This window comes from Propionivibrio pelophilus DSM 12018, from assembly GCF_059569095.1.
In genome coordinates this window covers 1-20,752 of record NZ_JCANUT010000063.1, presented here as the reverse complement: position 1 = coordinate 20,752, position 20,752 = coordinate 1, and the positions used below count along the sequence as shown (strand labels likewise).

20 protein-coding genes are annotated in these 20,752 nt (G+C 62.6%); 11 read left to right on the top strand and 9 right to left on the bottom strand.

Features of this window, described 5'->3' with window-relative positions:
- The 4 genes from BO74_RS18190 to BO74_RS18175 all read right to left on the bottom strand — a co-directional run.
- Positions 1-388 (bottom strand): hypothetical protein (locus tag BO74_RS18190; RefSeq protein ID WP_496444352.1); only part of this gene is annotated, 388 nt, incomplete at its 3' end.
- 124 nt (positions 389-512) lie between these two features.
- Positions 513-1,841 carry an ethylbenzene dehydrogenase-related protein gene (locus tag BO74_RS18185; protein ID WP_496444350.1) on the bottom strand — a complete coding sequence of 443 codons (1,329 nt, stop codon included), beginning with the start codon at positions 1,839-1,841 and terminating at the stop codon, positions 513-515.
- Positions 1,842-2,024: 183 nt separating this feature from the next.
- The gene (locus tag BO74_RS18180) at positions 2,025-2,675 is read right to left on the bottom strand and encodes a response regulator (RefSeq protein WP_496444348.1); all 651 of its coding nucleotides are present in this window, start codon (positions 2,673-2,675) and stop codon (positions 2,025-2,027) included.
- Positions 2,663-4,375: a cache domain-containing sensor histidine kinase gene (locus tag BO74_RS18175; RefSeq protein ID WP_496444346.1), complete on the bottom strand. Its 1,713-nt coding sequence runs from the start codon at positions 4,373-4,375 to the stop codon at positions 2,663-2,665. The genes BO74_RS18180 and BO74_RS18175 overlap by 13 nt, the downstream gene beginning before the upstream one ends.
- 137 nt (positions 4,376-4,512) lie before the next feature.
- On the opposite strand from BO74_RS18175, the gene ccmA reads away from it, so the two are divergent.
- Genes ccmA through BO74_RS18125 form a run of 10 tightly spaced genes read left to right on the top strand, consistent with a single transcriptional unit; the run spans position 4,513 to position 12,172 of the window.
- Positions 4,513-5,145, top strand: coding sequence for a cytochrome c biogenesis heme-transporting ATPase CcmA (gene ccmA / locus BO74_RS18170; RefSeq protein WP_496444344.1), 633 nt, complete (start codon positions 4,513-4,515; stop codon positions 5,143-5,145).
- Positions 5,139-5,807: a heme exporter protein CcmB gene (gene ccmB, locus BO74_RS18165; RefSeq protein ID WP_496444342.1), complete on the top strand. Its 669-nt coding sequence runs from the start codon at positions 5,139-5,141 to the stop codon at positions 5,805-5,807. Before ccmA ends, ccmB begins: the two co-directional genes overlap by 7 nt.
- A 4-nt stretch (positions 5,808-5,811) precedes the next feature.
- Positions 5,812-6,561 carry a heme ABC transporter permease CcmC gene (gene ccmC / locus BO74_RS18160; RefSeq protein ID WP_496444340.1) on the top strand — a complete coding sequence of 250 codons (750 nt, stop codon included), beginning with the start codon at positions 5,812-5,814 and terminating at the stop codon, positions 6,559-6,561.
- Positions 6,558-6,767, top strand: coding sequence for a heme exporter protein CcmD (gene ccmD / locus BO74_RS18155; RefSeq protein ID WP_496444338.1), 210 nt, complete (start codon positions 6,558-6,560; stop codon positions 6,765-6,767). Before ccmC ends, ccmD begins: the two co-directional genes overlap by 4 nt.
- Positions 6,764-7,231, top strand: a complete 468-nt coding sequence (ccmE, locus tag BO74_RS18150) for a cytochrome c maturation protein CcmE (RefSeq protein WP_496444336.1) — start codon at positions 6,764-6,766, stop codon at positions 7,229-7,231. The genes ccmD and ccmE overlap by 4 nt, the downstream gene beginning before the upstream one ends.
- Positions 7,232-7,260: 29 nt before the next feature.
- Positions 7,261-9,222 (top strand): heme lyase CcmF/NrfE family subunit, encoded by a 1,962-nt coding sequence (locus tag BO74_RS18145; RefSeq protein ID WP_496444334.1) that lies wholly within the window; start codon positions 7,261-7,263, stop codon positions 9,220-9,222.
- The gene (locus BO74_RS18140) at positions 9,219-9,803 is read left to right on the top strand and encodes a DsbE family thiol:disulfide interchange protein (protein ID WP_496444332.1); all 585 of its coding nucleotides are present in this window, start codon (positions 9,219-9,221) and stop codon (positions 9,801-9,803) included. Before BO74_RS18145 ends, BO74_RS18140 begins: the two co-directional genes overlap by 4 nt.
- Positions 9,800-10,318 (top strand): cytochrome c-type biogenesis protein, encoded by a 519-nt coding sequence (locus BO74_RS18135; RefSeq protein ID WP_496444330.1) that lies wholly within the window; start codon positions 9,800-9,802, stop codon positions 10,316-10,318. The genes BO74_RS18140 and BO74_RS18135 overlap by 4 nt, the downstream gene beginning before the upstream one ends.
- A complete protein-coding gene (gene ccmI, locus BO74_RS18130; RefSeq protein ID WP_496444328.1) occupies positions 10,315-11,250 on the top strand; it encodes a c-type cytochrome biogenesis protein CcmI in 936 nt (311 codons plus the stop codon). The genes BO74_RS18135 and ccmI overlap by 4 nt, the downstream gene beginning before the upstream one ends.
- A gap of 4 nt (positions 11,251-11,254) precedes the next feature.
- Complete coding sequence (locus BO74_RS18125; RefSeq protein WP_496444326.1) at positions 11,255-12,172, top strand: LysR substrate-binding domain-containing protein; 918 nt, start codon at positions 11,255-11,257, stop codon at positions 12,170-12,172.
- 391 nt (positions 12,173-12,563) lie between these two features.
- Here BO74_RS18125 and BO74_RS18120 read toward each other — a convergent pair whose 3' ends face one another.
- The 4 genes from BO74_RS18120 to hsdR form a co-directional block, all read right to left on the bottom strand.
- Complete coding sequence (locus BO74_RS18120; RefSeq protein WP_496444324.1) at positions 12,564-14,348, bottom strand: restriction endonuclease subunit S; 1,785 nt, start codon at positions 14,346-14,348, stop codon at positions 12,564-12,566.
- Positions 14,345-15,397: a PDDEXK nuclease domain-containing protein gene (locus BO74_RS18115; protein ID WP_496444322.1), complete on the bottom strand. Its 1,053-nt coding sequence runs from the start codon at positions 15,395-15,397 to the stop codon at positions 14,345-14,347. The genes BO74_RS18120 and BO74_RS18115 overlap by 4 nt, the downstream gene beginning before the upstream one ends.
- Positions 15,394-16,887: a type I restriction-modification system subunit M gene (locus BO74_RS18110; protein WP_496444320.1), complete on the bottom strand. Its 1,494-nt coding sequence runs from the start codon at positions 16,885-16,887 to the stop codon at positions 15,394-15,396. The genes BO74_RS18115 and BO74_RS18110 overlap by 4 nt, the downstream gene beginning before the upstream one ends.
- A gap of 130 nt (positions 16,888-17,017) precedes the next feature.
- Positions 17,018-19,360 carry an EcoAI/FtnUII family type I restriction enzme subunit R gene (gene hsdR, locus BO74_RS18105; RefSeq protein ID WP_496444318.1) on the bottom strand — a complete coding sequence of 781 codons (2,343 nt, stop codon included), beginning with the start codon at positions 19,358-19,360 and terminating at the stop codon, positions 17,018-17,020.
- A 340-nt stretch (positions 19,361-19,700) separates the two neighbouring features.
- On the opposite strand from hsdR, the gene BO74_RS18100 reads away from it, so the two are divergent.
- A complete protein-coding gene (locus BO74_RS18100; RefSeq protein ID WP_496444316.1) occupies positions 19,701-20,396 on the top strand; it encodes a hypothetical protein in 696 nt (231 codons plus the stop codon).
- Positions 20,397-20,426: 30 nt separating this feature from the next.
- Here BO74_RS18100 and BO74_RS18095 read toward each other — a convergent pair.
- A partial coding sequence (locus tag BO74_RS18095; protein WP_496444314.1) for an IS3 family transposase occupies positions 20,427-20,752 on the bottom strand: 326 nt, incomplete at its 5' end.

The following is a 20,752-nucleotide window of genomic DNA, read 5'->3' as shown; positions in this document are numbered from 1 at the left end:
TTTCGAACTGGGGTTCGATGACCTTGGCTTTCTTGCTGTGGCAGTCGGTGCAGGTACTGGTCATGTCACGCGCGTCGTCGGCGTGCGGGTGTTCGTCGTAGCCTTCGTTGTGGCATTTGGTGCAGGCGAGGCGGCGGTGGTCGGACTGGCCGAAGACGTCGGGGTGCTGCAGCAGGCCGCGCAGCTTGCCGAGGTCGAGTCCTTCCTTCGGCGGGGCCTTGAAACCGTCCTGCGAGTGGCAGGAAAAACATTCGGCGTTGGCCTGGCGGATTTTTTCCTGTTGCTCGGGGGTGGGGTCGGTGCCTTGGGCGGAAACCAGGGCGGGGAACAGACAAAGCACAAGGGTGAGCAGGCCGGCACCGGCAGCCCGAAAGAGTTTTTTCGGCATGCATACCCTCTGGAAAAATCTGCGCATCACCTTCCCGCCTTCACCTGCCGCACCGAGTCAGCAACGGGAACGTCTAATCCCTGGACCGCTACCCGATTGCCGATCGGATAGCGGTCACAGGCAATCACGGCAACTTCACGGCGTTGATATCGACATTGGTGCCTTTCTTCACGCCAAGCCCCAACGTCTTGTTGAACGACACATGGTGCCCCCGCGTGGTGATGTTGTCGTCGTGTACCGCGAAGCCAACGTTATAAACCCCGCCTTCCTTCAGCGTCTTGTCGTCGGCGTTGGTCAGGCCCAGCGGGCGGATCATCACCACCGTCCACACGCCGTCCTTCCAATCGGCGATGGCGTTATTGTCCGCCGCCGAACCTTTGGCCCTTTCCCGCGAGACGACGTAGTCGGGAATCATGTCGCCTTCCTTCCAGCCGGCGTTCGGATCGAACGGCACCGCGTTCTTCTCTGGGATCAGGAAATGGTCGCCCTTGCGCAGATCGCCGACGGTAATCGACTTGTAGCCGACCTTCTTCTCGTCCCACATGAACTTCGGCGCATGGGTCTTGGCGTCGGCGTTGCCGGCGAACATGTTGGCGCCCGCGTCGCTGTTCCGCCACTCGAGCACGTAGCCGTCGTCAGCCATGCCGACAGGATAGCTGCGGTGCGCCCGCCACTGCCACAATTCGACAAACTCGCCGGCCGCCTTGAGCCTGTTGATCTCGTCGATCGATTTGCCGGTCTTCCAGTCATTCGGATCGGTGCGTGTCGAGGGCAGGTATTTCCGCACATCATTGCGTTTAATGGCCTTCATCAACGCATTGGCCGCGACTTCACTCTTGGTGGCCAGCTTCGGCATATCGCGCTCGCCGTTGTGGCAGGTCAGCCAGCACCCCTGCTTGTCGAAACCGGGAACCTTGCCATCGTCGAGCATCACTGACATGCGGTCCTCGTAGATGCCCTGCATGTGCCGGTCCTGAACGATCTTGTCCAGTTTCGGGAAGCCCCAGACCTTCCACTCCTTGCCGTCGAAGCGCAGGTATTGGTGTTCGGTTCCGGGATACGCGTTCAGCGTCTGCCACTGAAAGCGCAGGTAGACGTTCTTGCTATCGTAGGCCGCCTGCACCTTGAGGTCCTTGTAACCGTCCTTGCCCGCAACCGGCATCGGTTCAAGCGGACCGGCCTTGACCAGCTTCTCGCCCAGCTCCTTCTCGGCATCCTTCTCGTCGTGGCACGACACGCAGGAATCGCCCCGCTTGACCTTGCTGGCCCCGTCATGGTCCTTGCTGAGCAGCCACTCGTGCGACGATTGGCCGGGGTAGAACAGCCCGACCTTGACCGCCGGGATCTTGTTCCAGTTGATCTTCGCCGGATCGGCGGCCTGCACCGCCATGCTGCCCAATGCGCCAAGCGCACCGAGCGCGGCAAGCTGGACCCACAGATTTTTTCTCTTCATGTCTGACCTCGCTTTGTCGATATCGAATTACGCCAGTCAATGTGTGCGAATCCGCGATGGCGAACGGTAGCCGGCGATGTCGAAAAGTGTAGAGAAAGGCCAATCCCCCTGACATCGGAAGGGGATTAATTTGACTGTAGGGAAATTCCTACAAAATCTACGCGCGAGTGTCCGAAACGGCGCTCAGAAGGCCTCGGGATCGGCGAGCCCGTGTGCGACGGCGTAACGCACCAGTTCCGCCGTGTTGGCGAGATTCATCTTTTGCAGGATGCGCGTCTTGTGCGTGCTGATGGTCTTGACGCTGAGGGACAGTTCGGCGCCGATCTCGGAAAGACCGCGCCCCATCACCAGCATGTTGAACACCTGGTACTCGCGGTCGGACAACAGATTGTGCGGCAGCGGCTTGTCGCCCGGACGGAGGCCGCGCACCATCAGTTCCGCCACCTTGTCGCTGATGAACACGCCCCCCTTGGCCACGCGCCGGATCGCCGTCACCAGCAGCTCGCTGTCGCTCTCTTTGGTCAGGTAGCCGTGTGCGCCGGCCTTGATCGCGCGCACGGCGTACTGCTCCTCGTTGTGCATGCTGAGGACGAGGACCGGCAATTCCGGCCGTTCCTCCTTGATCATGTGCAGCAGTTCCAGCCCGTTGCGCCCCGGCATGGAAATGTCGAGCAACAGCACACCCCATTCGCGTTCACGCACCTTCTGCATCACTTCCTGCCCGTTGGCGGCCTCGCCGGCGACGACAAGATCGTCGGTGTCGGCCAGAATCTGCTTCAGGCCGTCGCGGATGATCGCGTGATCGTCCGCGAGCAGCACGGCTATTTTTTCCACGCTTGCTCCTCATCAATCTGACTTGCCGGGATGACGACCTCGATCCGCGTTCCCTGGCCCGGCGCCGAGGTCAGCGCGAAGCGCCCGCCGAGATTCTGCGCCCGCTCGCGCATTCCGACGAGGCCGATGTCGCCGCGCTTGCCGGGGTTGGGAACGAAGCCGACGCCATCGTCCTGGACGCTCAACGACCAGACTCCGTTCTCGAACGTCAGGCGGACGGTGACCTTTCCGGCCTGCGCGTGCCGTGCCACGTTGGTCAGCGACTCCTGCAGGACGCGGAACAGCGCCGTCGCCACCGCATCACCGCGTTCCGGATCGACGTCGGGCAAGGTCAGGTCGACCGCCAGCCCGGTGCGTGCCGCGAACTGGTCGACGTACCACGAGGCGGCCGCCGACAAACCGAGGTCATCGAGTACCAACGGCCGCAGTTCCGAGGATATCCGCCGCACCGTGGCGATCGTCCGGTCGATTTGTCCCTTCACCGTCGTGACCTTGTTGGACAACGTGCTCTGCTCCGGCAGCAGCCGGCTGCCGAGCCACGATACTTCCATGCGGATGCCGGTCAAGAGCTGGCCGAGCTCGTCGTGCAGTTCTCGGGCAATGCGCGTGCGTTCCTCCTCGCGATAGTTCTGCAGGCTGGCCGAAAGCGACTGAAGCTGGCGGTTGCTTTCGCGCAACTCGTCTTCCGCACGGCGGCGCTCGGTCAGATGCTCCGCCTCCAGAGCGTCCTTGCGCGCCAGGTTCCGCGCCAACAGAAAAGCCGTTGCCAGAACGAAGAAGAGCACCACCGCGACGCCGCTGACGATGGGCCGCACGAGCCGCCGCCACGGCGTCAGCGCTTCGTGTTCGTCGATGGCGACCCGCATCGCCAGCGGAAAATCCCCCGCCCGGCGGTAAGCGACGAGACGCACGCCGTCAGCGAACTGCTCGCGGGCCTCGACGAGACTGCCCGGCGCCATGGCATGCAGATCAGTGACCGCCGCCGCCCTGTCGGGTGTCTTGCCGAGTTCGAGCCCGTCGTTCGGTTTTCCCGCCATCAACGCACCGTCCAGATTCAGCAACTGGATCCGGCTGACGAAGTCGAGCCTGACGTCCTCGAAGATGGACTCGAAATAGCCGATGTTGATGGCGGCGACGAGGACACCGCGAAAACGTCCATCCGGATGCGCCAGGCGGGTGCTTGCGTAGAAGGTCCACTGACCGTCGACCCGGGCGACTTCCGGATGACTGACGAACAGCGTGTTCTCCCCGCCGTCGGCGAAATAGCGGAAAAACGACCGCTGGCTCACGTCGAGACGCGGAATGAAATCCGTCCGCGACGAATTGACGCCGCGCCCGTTGCTGTCGGCCACGAAGATCGACTTCACATGCGGCAAGCCGGAACTGCGCCCCTGGAGGATGAAACTAACCGGCGCGCTGTCGAGATCGAGGCGCACACCGAGATCATCCGACAGGCGCTCCTTGATGCCGCGCAAGGCCATCGACACCCCGTCGAACGTGCGCGCGGTCTGTTCCGACAAGACCCGGGCGAGCGTCGCAACCTCGCCACGAGCGTGCACGAGTTCCTCTTCCCGCAGCTCGATCAGCAAACCGGCGACCGACAGCACCGTCGCCAGAACCATCACCCCGGCAAGCGAAAGCACCGCGCTGACCGACGGCGAGCGCCGAGAAAGCTGCCTCAGAGCTACCCAACGAAACACCCGCGCCTCCCGCAGAGTTTCCCGGCACGCATCTTAGCGCTGCCATCGTGACTTCTTTCGATTTCTTTGACGCAGGTCAATCCGCGGCTACACTCGCGCCTGCACAATCCATCTATTTCATCGCTACCCGACCGTTCATGCTCGAAACCTCCAACCTCGAATGCCAGCGCGGCGAGCGCCGCCTGTTCGCCGGGCTCGGGTTTCGTCTCGACGTGGGCGAGCTGCTCTATCTGCGCGGGCACAACGGCTCGGGCAAGACCAGCCTGCTGCGCATGCTGTGCGGCCTGCTGCCGCCCGCCGCCGGGGAGATCCGCTGGCGCGGGCAGCCGATCGGCAAGCTCGGCGAGGACTACCGGCGGGAACTGTGCTTCCTCGGCCATCACAACGCGATCAAGGAAGATCTGACGCCGCTGGAAAACTTGCTGACGGCCGCCGTGCTCGCCGACGAGCCGCTGGACGAGGCGCAAGCGCTCGACGCGCTTGAAACGCTCGGGCTGGCCGGACGCGAGGATCTCGCCTGCCGCTACCTGTCGCAGGGGCAGAAGCGGCGCGTGGCGCTGGCCCGGCTGGTCAACGAGCGGCGCCCGCTGTGGCTGCTCGACGAACCGTTCGTGGCGCTCGACGTCGCCGCAGTCGACCTCGTCGCCGGACTGATCGGCGCGCATCTGCAGCGTGGCGGGCTGGCCGTACTGACCACCCACCAGCCGGTCGAAATCGCCGCCGGCACGGTGCGGAAGTTGGTACTTACTCGCGAGATGGCGGCATGCTGACGCCGATCCTCGCCGTCATCGTGCGCGACCTGCGGCTGGCGCTGCGGCGGCGGTCGGATATCGCCTCGGTGCTCTTCTTCTTCATCATCGTCGCCAGCCTGTTCCCGCTCGGCATCGGCCCGGAGCCGGCCCAGTTGCGCAAGCTGGCCCCCGGCGTGCTGTGGGTCGCGGCCCTCTTGGCGACGATGCTCTCGCTGCCGCGCCTGTTCGCCGACGACTACCGCGACGGCACGCTCGAGCAGCTGGCGCTGGCGCCGCAGCCGCTCGGTCTGATCGTGCTCGGCAAGGTCGTCGCCCACTGGCTGATCTCCGGCCTGCCGCTGACCCTGCTGGCGCCGGTGCTGGGCATCCAGTTCGACCTCTCCGGCGAGGCGCTGGCCATCCTCACCGTCTCTTTGCTGATCGGCACGCCGGCGCTGTCGGGCATCGGCGCCATCGGTGCGGCGCTGACGCTCGGCGTGCGCGGCAGCGGTGTGCTCGTCTCGCTGCTGATCCTGCCACTATATATTCCAGTGCTAATATTCGGCGCCGGCGCCGTCGACGCGACGCTGACGGGAACCGGCGCGCAGGCGCACCTGTCCCTGCTGGCGGCGCTGGCGCTGGCCGGCGTGTTCTTCTCCCCGTGGCCGTCCGCGGCCGCCTTACGGATCGCCCTGGAATGACGCAATGAGTGACCGACTGTTCAACTGGTACCGCTTCGCCAGCCCGCAGGCCTTCTATCCGCTCGCCGGCAAAATGATTCCCTGGTTCTGGGCGCTGGCCGCGCTGTTCGGCATCGCCGGCCTCTACGTCGGCTTCCTCGTCGCGCCGACCGACGCGCAGCAGGGCGAGGGCTACCGGATCATCTTCCTGCACGTGCCGGCGTCGTGGATGTCGATGTTCATCTACGTGGTGATGGCTTTCTGGGCCGGGCTCGGCCTGGCCTTCAACTTCCGCTTGTCGGGGATGATGGCGCAGGCGCTGGCGCCGACCGGGGCGATGTTCGCCTTTCTCTCGCTGTGGACCGGCGCGCTGTGGGGCAAGCCGATGTGGGGCACGTGGTGGGTGTGGGACGCGCGCCTGACCTCCGAGCTGATCCTGCTCTTCCTCTACGTCGGCTTCATCGCCCTGCAGTCGGCCATCGACGATCCGCGCCGGGCCGACAAGGCCGGGGCGATCCTCGCGCTGGTCGGCGTGGTCAACGTTCCGATCATCTACTTTTCGGTGAAATGGTGGAACACCCTGCACCAGGGCTCGTCGGTCAATCTCGCCAAGTCGTCGATGGCCACAACCATGCTCTGGGGCATGCTGCTCTGCGCGCTGGCCTGCTGGATGTACGCCATCGCTGTCGCGCTGATGCGCGTGCGCCGGATCATGCTCGAACGCGAAAAAGACACGCAGTGGGTGCGCGACGAACTGGCCGGGGAGGCGCCATGATCTACTGGAACAGCCTGGCCGACTTTCTGGCCATGGGCAAGCACGGCCTCTACGTCTGGGGGTCGTTCGTCGTCATGGCGGCGCTGATGATCCTGGAACCGATCCTGCTCGCGCGCAGTCGGAAGAACCTGATCGCCCGCCTGAAACGCCAGTACCGCGCCGAGAAGCTCGATCGCCAACATCCATCCCGCGAGGACAACCTTTGAAGACCCGTCACAAACGCCTGCTGCTGATCCTCGCCGGACTCGTCATCCTCGGCGCCGTTGCCGCGCTGGTGCTCAATGCGTTCCGCAGCAACCTCGTCTTCTTCTTCTCGCCGACGCAGGTCGCCGCCGGCGAAGCGCCGAAAGGAAAAGCCTTCCGCATCGGCGGCATGGTCAAGGAAGGCTCGATCCGGCGCGAAGCCGATGGCGTCACGCTGAGCTTCGTCGTCACCGACACCGAACAGGACATCGCCGTGCGCTATCAGGGCATCCTCCCCGACCTGTTCAAGGAAGGAAAAGGCGCCGTCGCCCAAGGCAAGATCGGTGATGACGGCATCTTCGTGGCCAGCGAGGTGCTGGCCAAGCACGACGAAAACTACATGCCGCCGGAGGCCGCGCAGGCGGTTGGCGAGGCGCATGCGCGGGCGCTGCTGAAGAAGGCCCAGGAAACGACGGTCAGCCCGTAGATCAACCCGCGCGAGGAGCGAACCCCACGATGATTCCCGAACTCGGCCATTTCGCCCTGATTCTCGCCCTCTGCGTCGCCCTCGCGCAGAGCATCCTGCCGCTCGTCGGCGCGCACAACCGTAACGCCGGCTGGATCGCCTTTGCCCGTCCGGCATCCGGCGCGCTGAACCTGGCGCTGCTGGTCGCCTTCGTCTGCCTGACCATCGCCTTCGTGCAGAACGACTTTTCGGTGCTCTACGTCGCGCACCATTCCAACACCCAACTGCCGCTGCCGTACCGGATCGCCGCCGTCTGGGGCGGACACGAAGGCTCACTGCTGCTCTGGGTGGTAATGCTCGGGCTGTGGTCGCTGGCCGTCGCGGCGTTTTCCCGGGCGCTGCCCGACGTCATGGTCGCCCGCGTGCTCGCCGTGCTGGGTCTCGTCACCGCCGGTTTCCTGCTGTTCATCCTGCTTACCTCCAATCCTTTCACGCGCATCTTGCCGGGCGCCGAGGAAGGGCGCGACCTCAACCCGCTGCTGCAGGACCCCGGCCTGATCATCCACCCGCCGATGCTATACATGGGCTACGTCGGCTTCTCGGTGGCCTTCGCCTTCGCCGTCGCCGCGCTGATCTCCGGCCAGCTCGATACCGCCTGGGCGCGCTGGTCGCGACCGTGGACCACCGCGGCGTGGATCTTCCTCACCCTTGGCATCGCCCTCGGCTCCGGCTGGGCGTACTACGAACTCGGCTGGGGCGGCTGGTGGTTCTGGGATCCGGTGGAGAACGCCTCGTTCATGCCCTGGCTAGTCGGCACGGCGCTGGTGCACTCGCTGGCCGTCACCGAGAAACGCGGCAGCTTCAAGAACTGGACGGTGCTGCTGGCGATCTCGGCGTTCTCGCTGTCGCTGCTCGGTACCTTCCTCGTGCGTTCCGGCGTGCTGACCTCGGTGCATGCCTTCGCCACCGACCCGAAGCGCGGCATCTTCATCCTCGCCTTCCTGGTCATCGTCATCGGCAGCTCGCTGGCGCTGTTCGCCTGGCGCGCGCCGAAAGTCGGGCTGGGCGGACGCTTCGGACTCGTCTCGCGCGAGTCGCTGCTGCTGACCAACAACGTGCTGCTCGTCGTCGCCTGCGGTACGGTGCTGCTCGGCACGTTGTACCCGTTGCTGATCGACGCGCTCGGCCTCGGCAAGCTGTCGGTCGGGCCGCCCTACTTCGACGCGGTGTTCGCGCCGCTGATGTTCCCCATCCTGTTTCTGATCGGCGTCGCGCCGTTCGCCCGCTGGAAGCAGGCCAGCGTGCCCGAGCTTGCCCGCCTGCTGCGCTGGGCCTTCCTCAGCGCCGCCGTCGTCGGCGTCGCCGCGCCGTTTTTCCTCGGCGAGTGGAAGCCGCTGGTGGCCCTGAGCCTGCTGCTCGCTGCCTGGATCGTCGTCACCAGCGTGCTCAACATCGTCCAGCGCGTCCGGGCGACGAGCGGCAGCCTGCCGGCCAGTTTCCTCGGCATGCATCTGGCGCATCTCGGCGTCGCCGTGTTCGTCGTCGGCGTGGCCATCGTCAACGGCTACCAGCAGGAAAAGGACGTGAAGATGGAGGTCGGCGACACGGTGACGCTGGCCGGCTACACCTTCAAGTTCAACGGCATCCGCCAGGAAAAGGGACCGAACTACACGGCACGGGTCGGTGACCTCGACCTGATCCGCAACGGGCGCAGCGAGCGCAAGTTGCTGCCGGAAAAACGCGCCTACCCGACCTCGAGCATGCCGATGACCGAGGCCGCGATCGATGTCGGCGTTTTCCGCGACGTGTATGTCTCGCTCGGGGAGCCGATCGACAAGGCGCGCCCGGACGGGGCCTGGGTCGTCCGCGTCTATTTCAAACCCTTCGTCGACTGGATCTGGGCCGGCTGCGTGCTGATGTCGCTCGGTGGCCTGCTGGCCGTCTGCGACCGCCGTTACCGCGTCGTCCGGCGCGAAGCCGCATCTGCTGCCACGCTGGAGGCCCGCGCATGAACCGTTTCCTCTGGCCGCTGATCGGCTTCATCGTCCTCGTCGTCCTGCTCGCCGTCGGGCTCAACCTCAACCCGCGCGAGGTCCCCTCCCCGCTCGTCGGCAAACCGACGCCGGCCTTCGCGCTGCCCCGGCTCGGTGCCATGGAGCAAACCTTCTCGCCCGAGGAAATGAAGGGCAAGGTCTGGCTGCTCAACGTCTGGGCATCGTGGTGCGTCTCCTGCCGACAGGAGCACCCGATCCTCGTCGAGATCGCCAGGAACAAGGCGATCACCCTCGTCGGCCTGAACTACAAGGAAGTGCGCGGCGACGGCAGCTTCGACATGGACAAGATCTCCGCCGACGAGGAAAAAGCCCTGGCCGTCGAGCGCGCCAGCGCCTGGCTCAAGCGCCACGGCGACCCGTACGCGCTCTCGGTGCTCGACCTCGACGGCCGCGTCGGCATCGACTACGGCGTCTACGGCGTGCCGGAAACCTACGTCATCGACAAGGCCGGCGTGATCCGCATGAAACACATCGGCCCGGTCACGCCCGACGTGCTCTCCGGCAAGATCCTGCCGCTGGTTGCGGAGCTTTCGAAATGACGAATTCAACGTCCACCGCAAAGGCGCGAAGGGGCAAAGGTCCGCAAGGGTTTCAGTTCGGCTGGATCCTGTTGGCGTTCTTTTTCTCTCTCCCCCTGAGCGCCAAGGAAGCCGCACCGCTGGCGCAGGACGAAGCGGCCGAGAAACGCCTCGTCGCCATTTCTTCCGAACTGCGCTGCCTGGTCTGCCAGAACGAGTCGCTGGCCGGCTCCAACGCCGAACTGGCGCACGACCTGCGCCGCGAGATACGTGGCCTGATCCAGGCCGGCAAGAGCGATGGCGAGATCATGGACTTCATGGTCAGCCGCTACGGCGACTTCGTGCGCTACCGGCCCCCACTCAAAGGCACCACGCTGCTGTTGTGGTTCGGGCCGGGCCTGCTGCTCGTCGGCGGGATCGGCGGGCTGATCGTTTTTCTGCGCCGGCGCGCCCGGCTACTGGCTGACACGCCGCTGAGCGAGGCCGAAGCGCGTGAAGCCGCCCGCCTTCTCGGCGATGACGGAGACAAGGCATGAACGGCACCACCGGATTCCTCCTCGCCGCGGGCCTGCTGCTGGCCGTCGTGCTGTTCATCGTGTTGCGCCCGCTGCTGCACCGGCGTCCCGCGACCTCCGCCGGGGTCAACCAGCGCGAAGCCAACCTCGCGATCCTGCGCGACGAATTGCGCGAACTTGAACGCAGCCGCGACGAAGGTTCGCTGAGCACCGACGATTTCGCCCAGGCCCGGCTGGAACTGCAACGCCGCCTGCTCGAAGAGGCCGGAATGGAAAACGAGGCAACCGCGACCATGAGTTCGTCACCCCGGCAAAGGCCGGGGTCCAGTTCGTCGAATCTCCTGGATTCCGGCGTTCGCCGGAATGACGAATCTGTAAACGTGACTGCGGCCAGCGGCAAGCGTACCGCGCTGTTCCTGCTTTTCGCTCTGCCACTCCTCGCGGCGGGCGGCTACGCGCTGCTCGGCACGCCGCAGGCACTCGATCCGGTTGCCACGCAGGCCCGCGTCGGCCCACAGGAGATCGAGGGCATGCTGCAGAAGCTGGTCGACCGGCTCAAGGCCAACCCGGATGATCCGCAGGGCTGGATCATGCTCGCCCGCTCGTACAAGGTACTCGGCCGCTACGCCGATTCCGCAGAGGCCTACGGCCGTGTCGGGCCCACGCTCGACAGCGAGCCGGCACTGCTCGCCGACTATGCGGAAGTCCTTGTACAGCGCAGCGGCACCTTCGCCGGCAAACCCGGCGAACTGATCGCCCGTGCCCTGGCGCTGGCGCCGAACGAGGCGCAGGTACTGTTCATGGCCGGCGCCGCCGCCAACGAGCGCGGCGATTTTGCCGCGGTGGCCGACTACTGGGGACGCCTGCTGCTGCAAGTCGAGCCCGGCTCGGAGGATGCGCGCGCACTGGAGCAAGCCGTCACCGAGGCGCGCGAGAAGGCGGCGAAACACTGAAACCATGTCGCTGCCGCTGAGAGCCATCGCCGTCTTCCATGCGGTCGCCCGTAACGGCAGCCTCACCCGCGCGGCGAGCGAACTGTTCGTCACCACCTCGGCGGTCAGCCAGCAGATTCAGAATCTTGAAGAACACCTGGGAACGACCCTGCTGACCAAGGCCGGACGGGGCGTGGTGCTGACCGAGGCCGGCGAGCGCTATTTCGAGATGATTTCCGGCGGCGTCGAGCAGATCGCCGAGGCTACCCAGCGCATCCGCGGCTTCCGTTCGCGCTCGGTGCTGATCGTGCGCTCGACCCCGTCATTGGCCACCAAGTGGCTGCGCCCGCGCCTGGGCAGCTTTCTCGACGCCAACCCGGATATCGAGTTGCGCCTGAATGGCACCAACGAGCCGACCGACTTCTCGCGCGAGGCCGTCGACATCGAAATCCGCCACGGCGAGGGCCGCTGGCCGGGCCTGTTCGTCGAAGGGCTGGCCGAGGAATCGTTCCTCCCGGTCTGTGCGCCGGGTTACGCCGCGGCAGGCAGCATGACGGCTGATGACGTGCGCCAACACCGCCTGATCTACTCCTTCAAGTCGCAGGTACAGTGGCCGCAATGGCTCGCGCTGGCCGGCGTCCCCCCGGCTGACGAATCGCGGCGCGTGCTGTTCGACCGCAGTCACATGTCGGTCGATGCCGCCGTAGACGGCATGGGCCTGGCACTGGAAAGCACGCTGATGATGTGGCGCGAACTGTGCAGCGGCGCGCTGGTCTGCCCGGTCAAAGAGCCACCGCCGATCAAACTGACCACGCAGTGGATCGTCTGCCCCCTCGACCACCTGCACAAGAGCAAGGTCAGCCTGTTCCTCGACTGGCTGCGCGCCGAACAGTTGGAGTGGAAGGCGCAGATCGGTGCGCTCGGACTCGACGCGGGCGGGTAGTAGCCAGTCACACCGAAACACAAGGACAGCCACGTCATCCCGGCGAAGGCCGGGATCCAGCGACGCATCACCGGATTCCGGGGTCGGCCAGGTGCGGATATTCCGCCTCGGCCTGATCGTCACCATGGCAACGAGCTGCCCCTACCGGACGCCCATTTGTACAAGTTATAACTTGCAAACAGGCAAATCTGTTTCCAATATGCAAGCCATGACTGACAACATGCGATTGCCTGACGAATAGAGGCAACCACTGCGAGTACGCCGTGAGGTGCCGGGCTTGAGCAAGTCCGCGCTCGCCGGAAAAAGCGGGCAAGGTTCGCGAAGTCGTAAGCGGCAATGCTCGTCTTCGTCGCCCCAGATTTTGTGCCGCGCCGGCGTCATGTCCGGCTACTCAGCCGATGGCCCGCTCGACGAGGGCGTCGGCGAGGTGGAGCTGGGTGGTTTGGGCAGCGCGGAGGCGGGATTTGAGCTGGTCGCAGAGCGCCAGCAGCTCGTCTACTTTGGCGACAATGCGGTGTTGTTCTGCGAGCGGAGGAATTGGAAACTCGAACATTTCCAGTACTTTCTTGCTCAGCCCTTCAATCGCCATTCCTACCTGCCGACCCCAGACCAGCCTTTGAATCATCGGGGAAATAACGCCAAGATGCACAAACCTCGCCATCTCAGGAAGGAGAAGGCGGATTATGGTCACGTGCTGACTAACATTGGCCTCAACCAATTGGTCTGGAAAGATTGCTGATCGGCCTAATGATGCTCCTGTGATGTTGAGCAAGACATCCCCTGGAACCACTCTCGTTCCAGCCATTTTCTCGTGTGTTTCCCGGCTGATATACGCAATATCTTCGAGACTTATCCCTTTGTTCCAGATATTTTGGGATCTGAGAAACCGAATTCCTTCACTGACGTAGACCTCTTTGCCGCCACGCGGGGTACTTCCAGACCCAAGCTTGGAGACAATATTGCCGATACGTTCGCAGGCCCAGCCAGAAGGCAGCTCAAATGGCTTTTCTTCATCTGTTACTGCAGGTAATGGGCCTTCTCTTTTCACCCAGCCCGCAGAAACAAGTCTCGCTTTGTCGGCTGCGATCTTGTTGAGCAGTTCGCTGGCGGGTTCGTCGTTCGGGTCTTGAGGGACGAGCTTGCCCATCACTGCCAGTTGCAGGATGGTTTGCTTGAGTTGGTCGATGGTCACTTCGGTCGTGAACAGCGTGTCGAAGTGGCCGGCGATGCGCTGCCAGGCGCTGGCGAATTGCGCGTGATCGGCGGCGCTGGTCAGCGCACCCAGCAAGGTTTCCACCAGCGTTTGATGGGCGCCGAGGCTGGCGTCGGTTTGTTGCTCAAGCTGGTCGCACAACACCATAAGTTCGTCGACTTTGGCGACAATGCGGTGTTGTTCGGCGAGAGGTGGCAAGGGAATTAGGAACTTACCAAGGTCTGCTGCTGATAGATTGGGTTGTGCGGTTCCATTGTCATACTTTTGAATCTGCCTGTAAGAGAGAGGGCTATCAAAAAAGTTATGAAAGTAGAACCTATCTGACTCCCCAATCAATCTGACAATGACGAGAGATGAGGCAATGGCGCCTCTCGAAAATCCTTCGACAATCGCGGATTTTCCAAGCGATCCTCGGAGACAAAAAAGGATGTCACCGTCCGAAAACTTTCCTCCGCTGAGTAGGTTGAACCGCTCCTCGGATATGAATGTCATCTCCGATGTATTAATTCTTCCACTTTGCAGGTGCCCTGCGTTCACAAAGGGAATGCCTGAATCTACGAGCAGAGATTTGTTTGGGTAGTTTTTACTTCGGTCGCCGTTCTCCAGTTCACACATCATTGACAGTCGAACCCACACCCATCCTCGCGGTATGTCGAATGGCGTTTCTGCTTCTGTGATCGGTGATGACGCTTTTTCTTTCTTGATTCTGCCCTCTTTCACCAGCTTCGCCTTCTCGGCGGCGATCTTCTTAAGCAGTTCACTCGCCGGCTCATCGTTCGGGTCCTGCGGCACCAGCAAGCCGCGCACGGCGAGTTCCAGAATCAGCTCGCGCAGCTTTTTGATCCCGTACAGCTCGACCTTGCTGGACGAGCCTCGGCCAGCGGTGGATTTGCGTTTGAGGGCGGCGGTCCACAGATCGAGGTGTTCCGTCACGAGGGTTTCCACAGGCGGCACGGTGTTCATGCCTGAGCCTCGCGCTGGTTTTCGAGCAGGGCGCGGTCGCGTTGCAGTTCGGCTTGCAGTTCGACCTCCGAGGGCAGGAAGGGGCGGTAGCGGCTGGCGAAGAGTTGCTGGCTGCCGGCGAGCAGCGAGTATTTGGCGACAGCTTCGTTACGCTCGGAGCAGAGGATCAGGCCCAGGGTGGGGTTGTCGCCTTCGGCACGGTATTGCTCTTCGAATACGCGCACGTACATGTCCATCTGGCCGACATCCTGATGGGCAAGCTTGCCGATCTTGAGATCGATGAGCACGAAGCATTTGAGCAGGTAGTTGTAGAAGACCAGATCGATGAAACAGTCTTCATTTTCGACGCGCAGGTGCTTCTGGCGGGCGACAAAGGCGAAACCCTTGCCTAGCTCCAGCAGGAAGGCTTGCAGCTGCTGGATGAGGCCGGTTTCCAGCTCGGTCTCGAAGAGGGTGGCGCCGGGCTGCGCGCCGATGAACTCAAGAATGTAAGGGTCGCGAATGAAGTCGCGCGGATCGGCCAGGGTTTGCGCGGCGATCAGGCTGCCGGCTTCCTCCCGGAGGGCGGCCTTGTCCTGGCTGGAAAGCAGGCGCTCGTAGTAGAGGGTGCCAATCTGGCGGTCCAGGGCGCGGGCGCTCCAGCCTTGCTGGCTGGCTTCGTTCATGTACCAGTTGCGGGCGTCGAGGTTGTCGATACGCATGAGCTGGCGCAGGTGGGTCCAGGTCAAATTGCTACGCAGTGCGTAGCGAATCTGCTCGTCGCTGAAGGTGAGGTAGAACTGGCGAAAATTGCGCAGGTTGGCGCTGGTAAAGCCTTTTCCGAAATCCTGGGTCAGGCGGTCAGCCAGCGCGGCGAGCACGCCCTGGCCATAGGCGGCGCGGGCCTCGCCGCCTTGCTCATGCTCGACGATGCGGCGACCGATCTGCCAGTAGGCCTCGATCATGGCGGTGTTGACGGCGCGGTAGCTCTGCTGGCGGGCGGCATGCAGGATGCCGTGGATCTGCAGGTACAGATCGGGCGGAACGGCGTTTTTTTCGAGCAGGCTCATGCGTCGCGCTCCAGCGCGGCGGCGAGGATGCCCTTGAGCTGATCGCGCAGGGACTGGATGTCTTTCTGTTGCGCCTGATACTGCGCCAGCAGTTCTTCCGGATCGTGGCTGACCTGCTCGCCGACGTGCGGGTTCTTGATGTCGAGGTTGTAGTTGCGGGCGGCAATGTCTTCGAGGCTGATTTTCCAGGCCTGCGGGGTTTCCACGCGGGCCGAGAAGCCGTCGGCTTCCTCGCCCCACCAGGCGCATTCGGTGGCAAATTCCTCGAACTGCATGGGGCGGGTCTTGTTGTAGCTGGTGACGCCTTCGGGGTAGGGGTGTTCGTAGAACCAGACTTCCTTCGTCGCCGGCCATTCGGCTTCGGGCTTCTTGGTGAAGAAGAGGATGTTGGTCTTGATGCCGGTGTAGGGATTGAACACGCCATTGGGCAGGCGGACGACGGTGTGCAGATGGCATTGCTCAAGCAGCATTTCCTTCAGGCGGGTCTTCATGCCTTCGCCAAACAGGAAACCGTCGGGCAGGACCACGGCGGCGCGGCCGTGGCTCTTGAGCAGGCGGACGACCAGCGCCATGAACAGGTCGGCGGTTTCGCGGGTGCGCAGGGTCGCGGGGAACTGGTTTTCGACGCCGTCCTCTTCCATGCCGCCGAAGGGCGGGTTGGTGATGATGATGTTGACGCGGTCGGCCTCGCCGTAGTCGGTGTAGGCGCGACGGCTGAGCATGTTGTCGTGCTCGATCTGCGTCGGGGTGTCGATGCCGTGCAGGATCATGTTGGTGGTGCACAGCATGTGGGGTAGCGCTTTTTTCTCGACACCGTGGATGCTGGCGGCCAACACGGCTTCGTCTGCCGCGTTCTTTGCGTATCGATCGCGCTTGTGGTCGATGGTGCAGGCGAGAAAACCACCGGTACCGCAAGCGGGGTCGAGCACGCTCTCGGCAAGTTTGGGGTCGACCCGGTCGACGATGAACCGGGTGACGGCGCGGGGGGTGTAAAACTCCCCTGCGTTGCCGGCGCTTTGCAGGTCTTTGAGGATCTGCTCGTAGATGCTGCCGAAGGTATGGCGGTCTTGCGTGTTGTTGAAATTGATCTCGCAGATCTTGTTGATGACCTGCCGCATGAGGGTGCCGGACTTCATGTAGTTGTAGGCATCCTCGAAGACATTGCGGATGACCTTGCCGCGCTCGCCGGTGGGGCCGCTGACGGCGAGCTTGTTCTTCAGCGTGGGAAAGAGCTGGAGGTTCACGAAGTCGCCGAGTTCGTCGCCCGTCATGCCTTCGGGGTCGGCCGCCCAGTTGCGCCAGCGCAGGTGCTCTGGCAGGGGCGACTTGTAGTGGTCTTCCAGCACCTCGATTTCGGCTTCGCGATCATCGTAGATCTTGAGGAAGAACATCCAGACGAGCTGGCTGATGCGCTGGGCGTCGCCGTCGACGCCGACATCCTTGCGCATGATGTCCTGAATGGATTTGATGATGCCGCTGACGTTGCTCATGGTGCTTTCTGGTTAACTCAAGGAAGTGCTGATTTATCCGTCACCCCGGCGAAAGCCGGGGTCCAGTTCGTTGATTTTCTTGGATTCCGGCTTTCGCCGGAATGACAACCTGAAATTATTCTGTATCTCCTTAACTTGCTTGTTTGAAGAGTTCGGTTTCAAGGGCCTGCAAGGCTTCTTCGTATTGGGCCTTGCCGCCGAACACGCCGTTGATGATTTCGACGGGGGTGCCGAGTTGTTTGAAGGGGTCGAGCTTGAGGACGTTGTTGTTCTCGATGCTGGCGATGCCTTCGTCGGCGTATTTGTCGAGCAGGGCTTCCAGCACGGCGCGCGCCTTGTCCCCGTATTGGGTGAAGTAGTTGCGCTTCTTGACGTTGTTGGCGCGCTCGCTTCGGGTGAGCGGCGGCTGGTCAAAGGCGATGTGGCAGATAAGGTCGAAATCGCCGTAGTCCTTGCCGACTTCCTTGGCGAGCTTGGGCAGTTCGATACCGTATTCGGCGAGCGCCTCAATGATGGCAGCCTTCTTCTTGCTGCCGTTCCACTTTTGCAGGAAGTCGTCCAGCGAAATGAATTCCTGGCGGATGTTCTTGCGGCTGTAGTCGCGGTAGCTTTCGGTGACCATCTTGCCGTCTTCGCCGTACACCTCGACGCGCTCTGCGACGATGTGAACCGTGACGCCGCCGACATGGTATTTCTTGACGCCTGTGCCTTCTTCGCTTCCCTCTTCGCCCTCTTCACCATCCCCTTCGGGATCAGGAGGAACGGGGTCGTCGTCATCTTCGGGCTCGTAGATGACAACGGGCTCGCCATCGAAATCCGGGTCCTTGAAGAGCTCCGTCGCTTTCTTGAAATCCATGATGGTGAAGAAGTACTTGTTCTGCGACTCTTCGATGCGCGTGCCACGGCCGACGATCTGCTTGAACGTGGTCATCGAGTTGATGGTCTTGTCGAGCACGATGAGCTTGCAGGTCTTGGCGTCCACGCCGGTAGTCAGCAATTCCGAGGTGGTGGCGATGACGGGGTATCTGCTTTCCGGGTCGATGAAGTTATCCAGCTCGGCCTTGCCCTCGATGCTGTCTCCGGTGATGCGCATCACGTACTTGCTGTTCTGCTTGGCCAGGGCGCCCGCTGCGTTGACGATGGCCTTGCGCATGCGCTCGGCGTGGTCGATGTCTTCGCAGAAGATGATGGTCTTCTGGAACGGGTCGGTGGCGTTGAGCAGCTTCATGACGCGCTCGGCGACGAGCTTGGTGCGTTGATTGAGCACCAGGATGCGGTCCATGTCGATCTGGTTGTATTCGCGCTGCTCGATCTCGTTGCCGAGGTCGTCCTTCATGCCGGGCGGGGGCGTCCAGCCGTGAATGTCCTTGTCGATGTCGATCCGCACCACCTTGTAGGGCGCGAGAAATCCGTCCTGAATGCCCTGCTTCAGCGAGTAGGTGTAGATCGGTTCGCCAAAGTAGGTGATGTTGGAGGCGTATTTGGTTTCCTTGGGCGTGGCGGTCATGCCCAGCTGGATGGCGCCGTCGAAATACTCAAGGATTTCCTTCCACGCGGAATCATCGTTGGCGCTGCCACGGTGACACTCGTCAATCACGATCAGATCAAAGAAATCGCGCTTGACCGACTTGAATATCTTGTCTTCCTCATCGGGGCCGGTGAGGGCCTGATACAGGCCCAGATAGACCTCGTAAGAAGGGTCGATCTTGCGATTGCGGATCTTGGTCATGACCGAGCCGAAGGGCTTGAAGTCGTTGACCAGCGTCTGGTCCGCCAGGATATTGCGGTCTACCAGAAACAGGATGCGCTTGGCCTTCTTGGCCTTCCACAGGCGGTAGATGATCTGGAAGGTGGTGTAGGTCTTGCCGGTGCCGGTAGCCATGACCAGCAGCAGGCGCTTTTCACCTTGGGCCACTTTTTCAATCACGCGGTTGACGGCTTCCGCCTGGTAATAGCGGGGCTCCTTGTTGCTTCCGTCATCATGGTAGGGCTCGGTGACGAGTGATTCCTGATCTTCTGTAATGCCTCTGAAACGCTTGTAGCGCTCCCACAGTTCCGCTGGCGAGGGAAACGCATCCAGCCCGAATTCCGTTTCGGTGTCTTCGCCTTCGGTGGCCGCCTTGTTGTGGCTGGCAAAGCCGTCGCCGTTGGAACTGAAGGCGCAGGGCACTTCCAGGATTTCGGCATAGCCCAGGGCCTGCTGCAAACCATGGCTGATGGTGTGGTTGTTCTCCTTGGCTTCGACAACCGCCACCGGAACGCCCTTTTCCCTTTGGAGCACGTAGTCGGCGAACTTCTTTTTCTTCTTGTTGCGGGAAGAGAGGTTACCCCGGACGATGACCGGCCCCGGCGCCAATGTCACCTCGCGGCGAATCTGTGTCATCTCGTCCCAGCCCGCCTTGACGATGGCCGGTGTGATGAACTTGGCCTTGATGTCGGACTCGCTGAGCTCTTTCTTCTCGTTGCTATCCATCAGGTGAATCCAAAGTTGAATGGAGCGTGGCTTGTTTGCGCCATCGCTGCGCTGACCGGCTCTGAAGTCTACCCGTTTTTTGGCGATGTCAGCTTACCGGCAATATCTGCCCCCCTCCCCGGCCAAGCCACACGAACACGCCAATATCGAATTCCCGAACGGCACAAATCGTTTAGCCAAGCTAAACAATCCGCCCAGAAATCTCCTTTGTCATGAACAAAAGCAATTCCTAGAATCCCCTTCCAGAAGCTGCCGGCCGGCGAAGGCTTCCCCCGACGACGCGATCCGCGCTGAACGCGGTCCGCGGTTCACCGAACATCATTCTTGGGAAGGAAGGCAAATGAATCTCTACACCATGCTGGCGGCGCGGGCCGCTGCCGGACGGCCGGTCCGGGTCGGCCTGATCGGCGCCGGCAAGTTCGGCTCGATGATCCTCAGCCAGGCGCAGCACATCGCCGGCATGCATATCGTCGGCGTGGCCGATCTGGATGTTTCGAAGGCGCGTGCTTCGCTGAATCGCGTCGGCTGGCCGGAAGAACGCTACGCCGCGAAGAGCCTCGGCGACGCCCTGAAGACCGGGCAGACCTGCGTGCTTGACAGCGCCGTCGCGCTGGCCGAATGCGACGAGATCGAGTGCATCGTCGAGGCCACCGGCCACCCGATCGCCGGCGTGCGCCACGCGCTGGCGGCGATCGACGGCAACAAGCACGTGATCATGGTCAACGTCGAAGCCGACTGCATGTGCGGTCCGCTGCTCGCCGCCAAGGCCAAGGCCAAGAACCTCGTCTACAGCATGGCCTACGGCGACCAGCCGGCGATCATCTGCGAACTGGTGGACTGGGCGCGCGCCTGCGGCTTCGAGCTGACCTCGGCCGGCAAGGGCATGAACTTCGAGCCGCGCTACCGCTACTCGACGCCGGACACGGTGTGGGGCTTCTTCGGCTGGACCGCGGAGGAAGTGGCCAAGGGCGACTTCAACCCGAAGATGTACAACTCCTTCACCGACGGCACCAAGGCCGCCATCGAGATGGTCTGAGGTAGGTCGTCAACCGTAGAGTCCAACGGGTTAAGCGGCTATCTGTTTTGCATGGTATTGCTGGGTGAATTGTGCCGGCGACAGATAGCCCAGTCTCGCCTGCTTACGAATTCGGTTGTAGAAGATTTCAATGTACTCGGTGATTTCCTGCCGGGCCTGTGTGCGCGTAGTAAAGCGCCTGTGATGCACCAACTCGTTTTTCAGGGAACCCCAGAAACTCTCCATCGGCGCGTTGTCCCAACAATTGCCCTTGCGGCTCATGGAAGCTTGCATGCCGAATTGTTGCAGTTGCTTTCGATAAGCGTGGGCGCAGTACTGGCTGCCGCGATCTGAATGGTGGATCAGTCCCTTTGCCG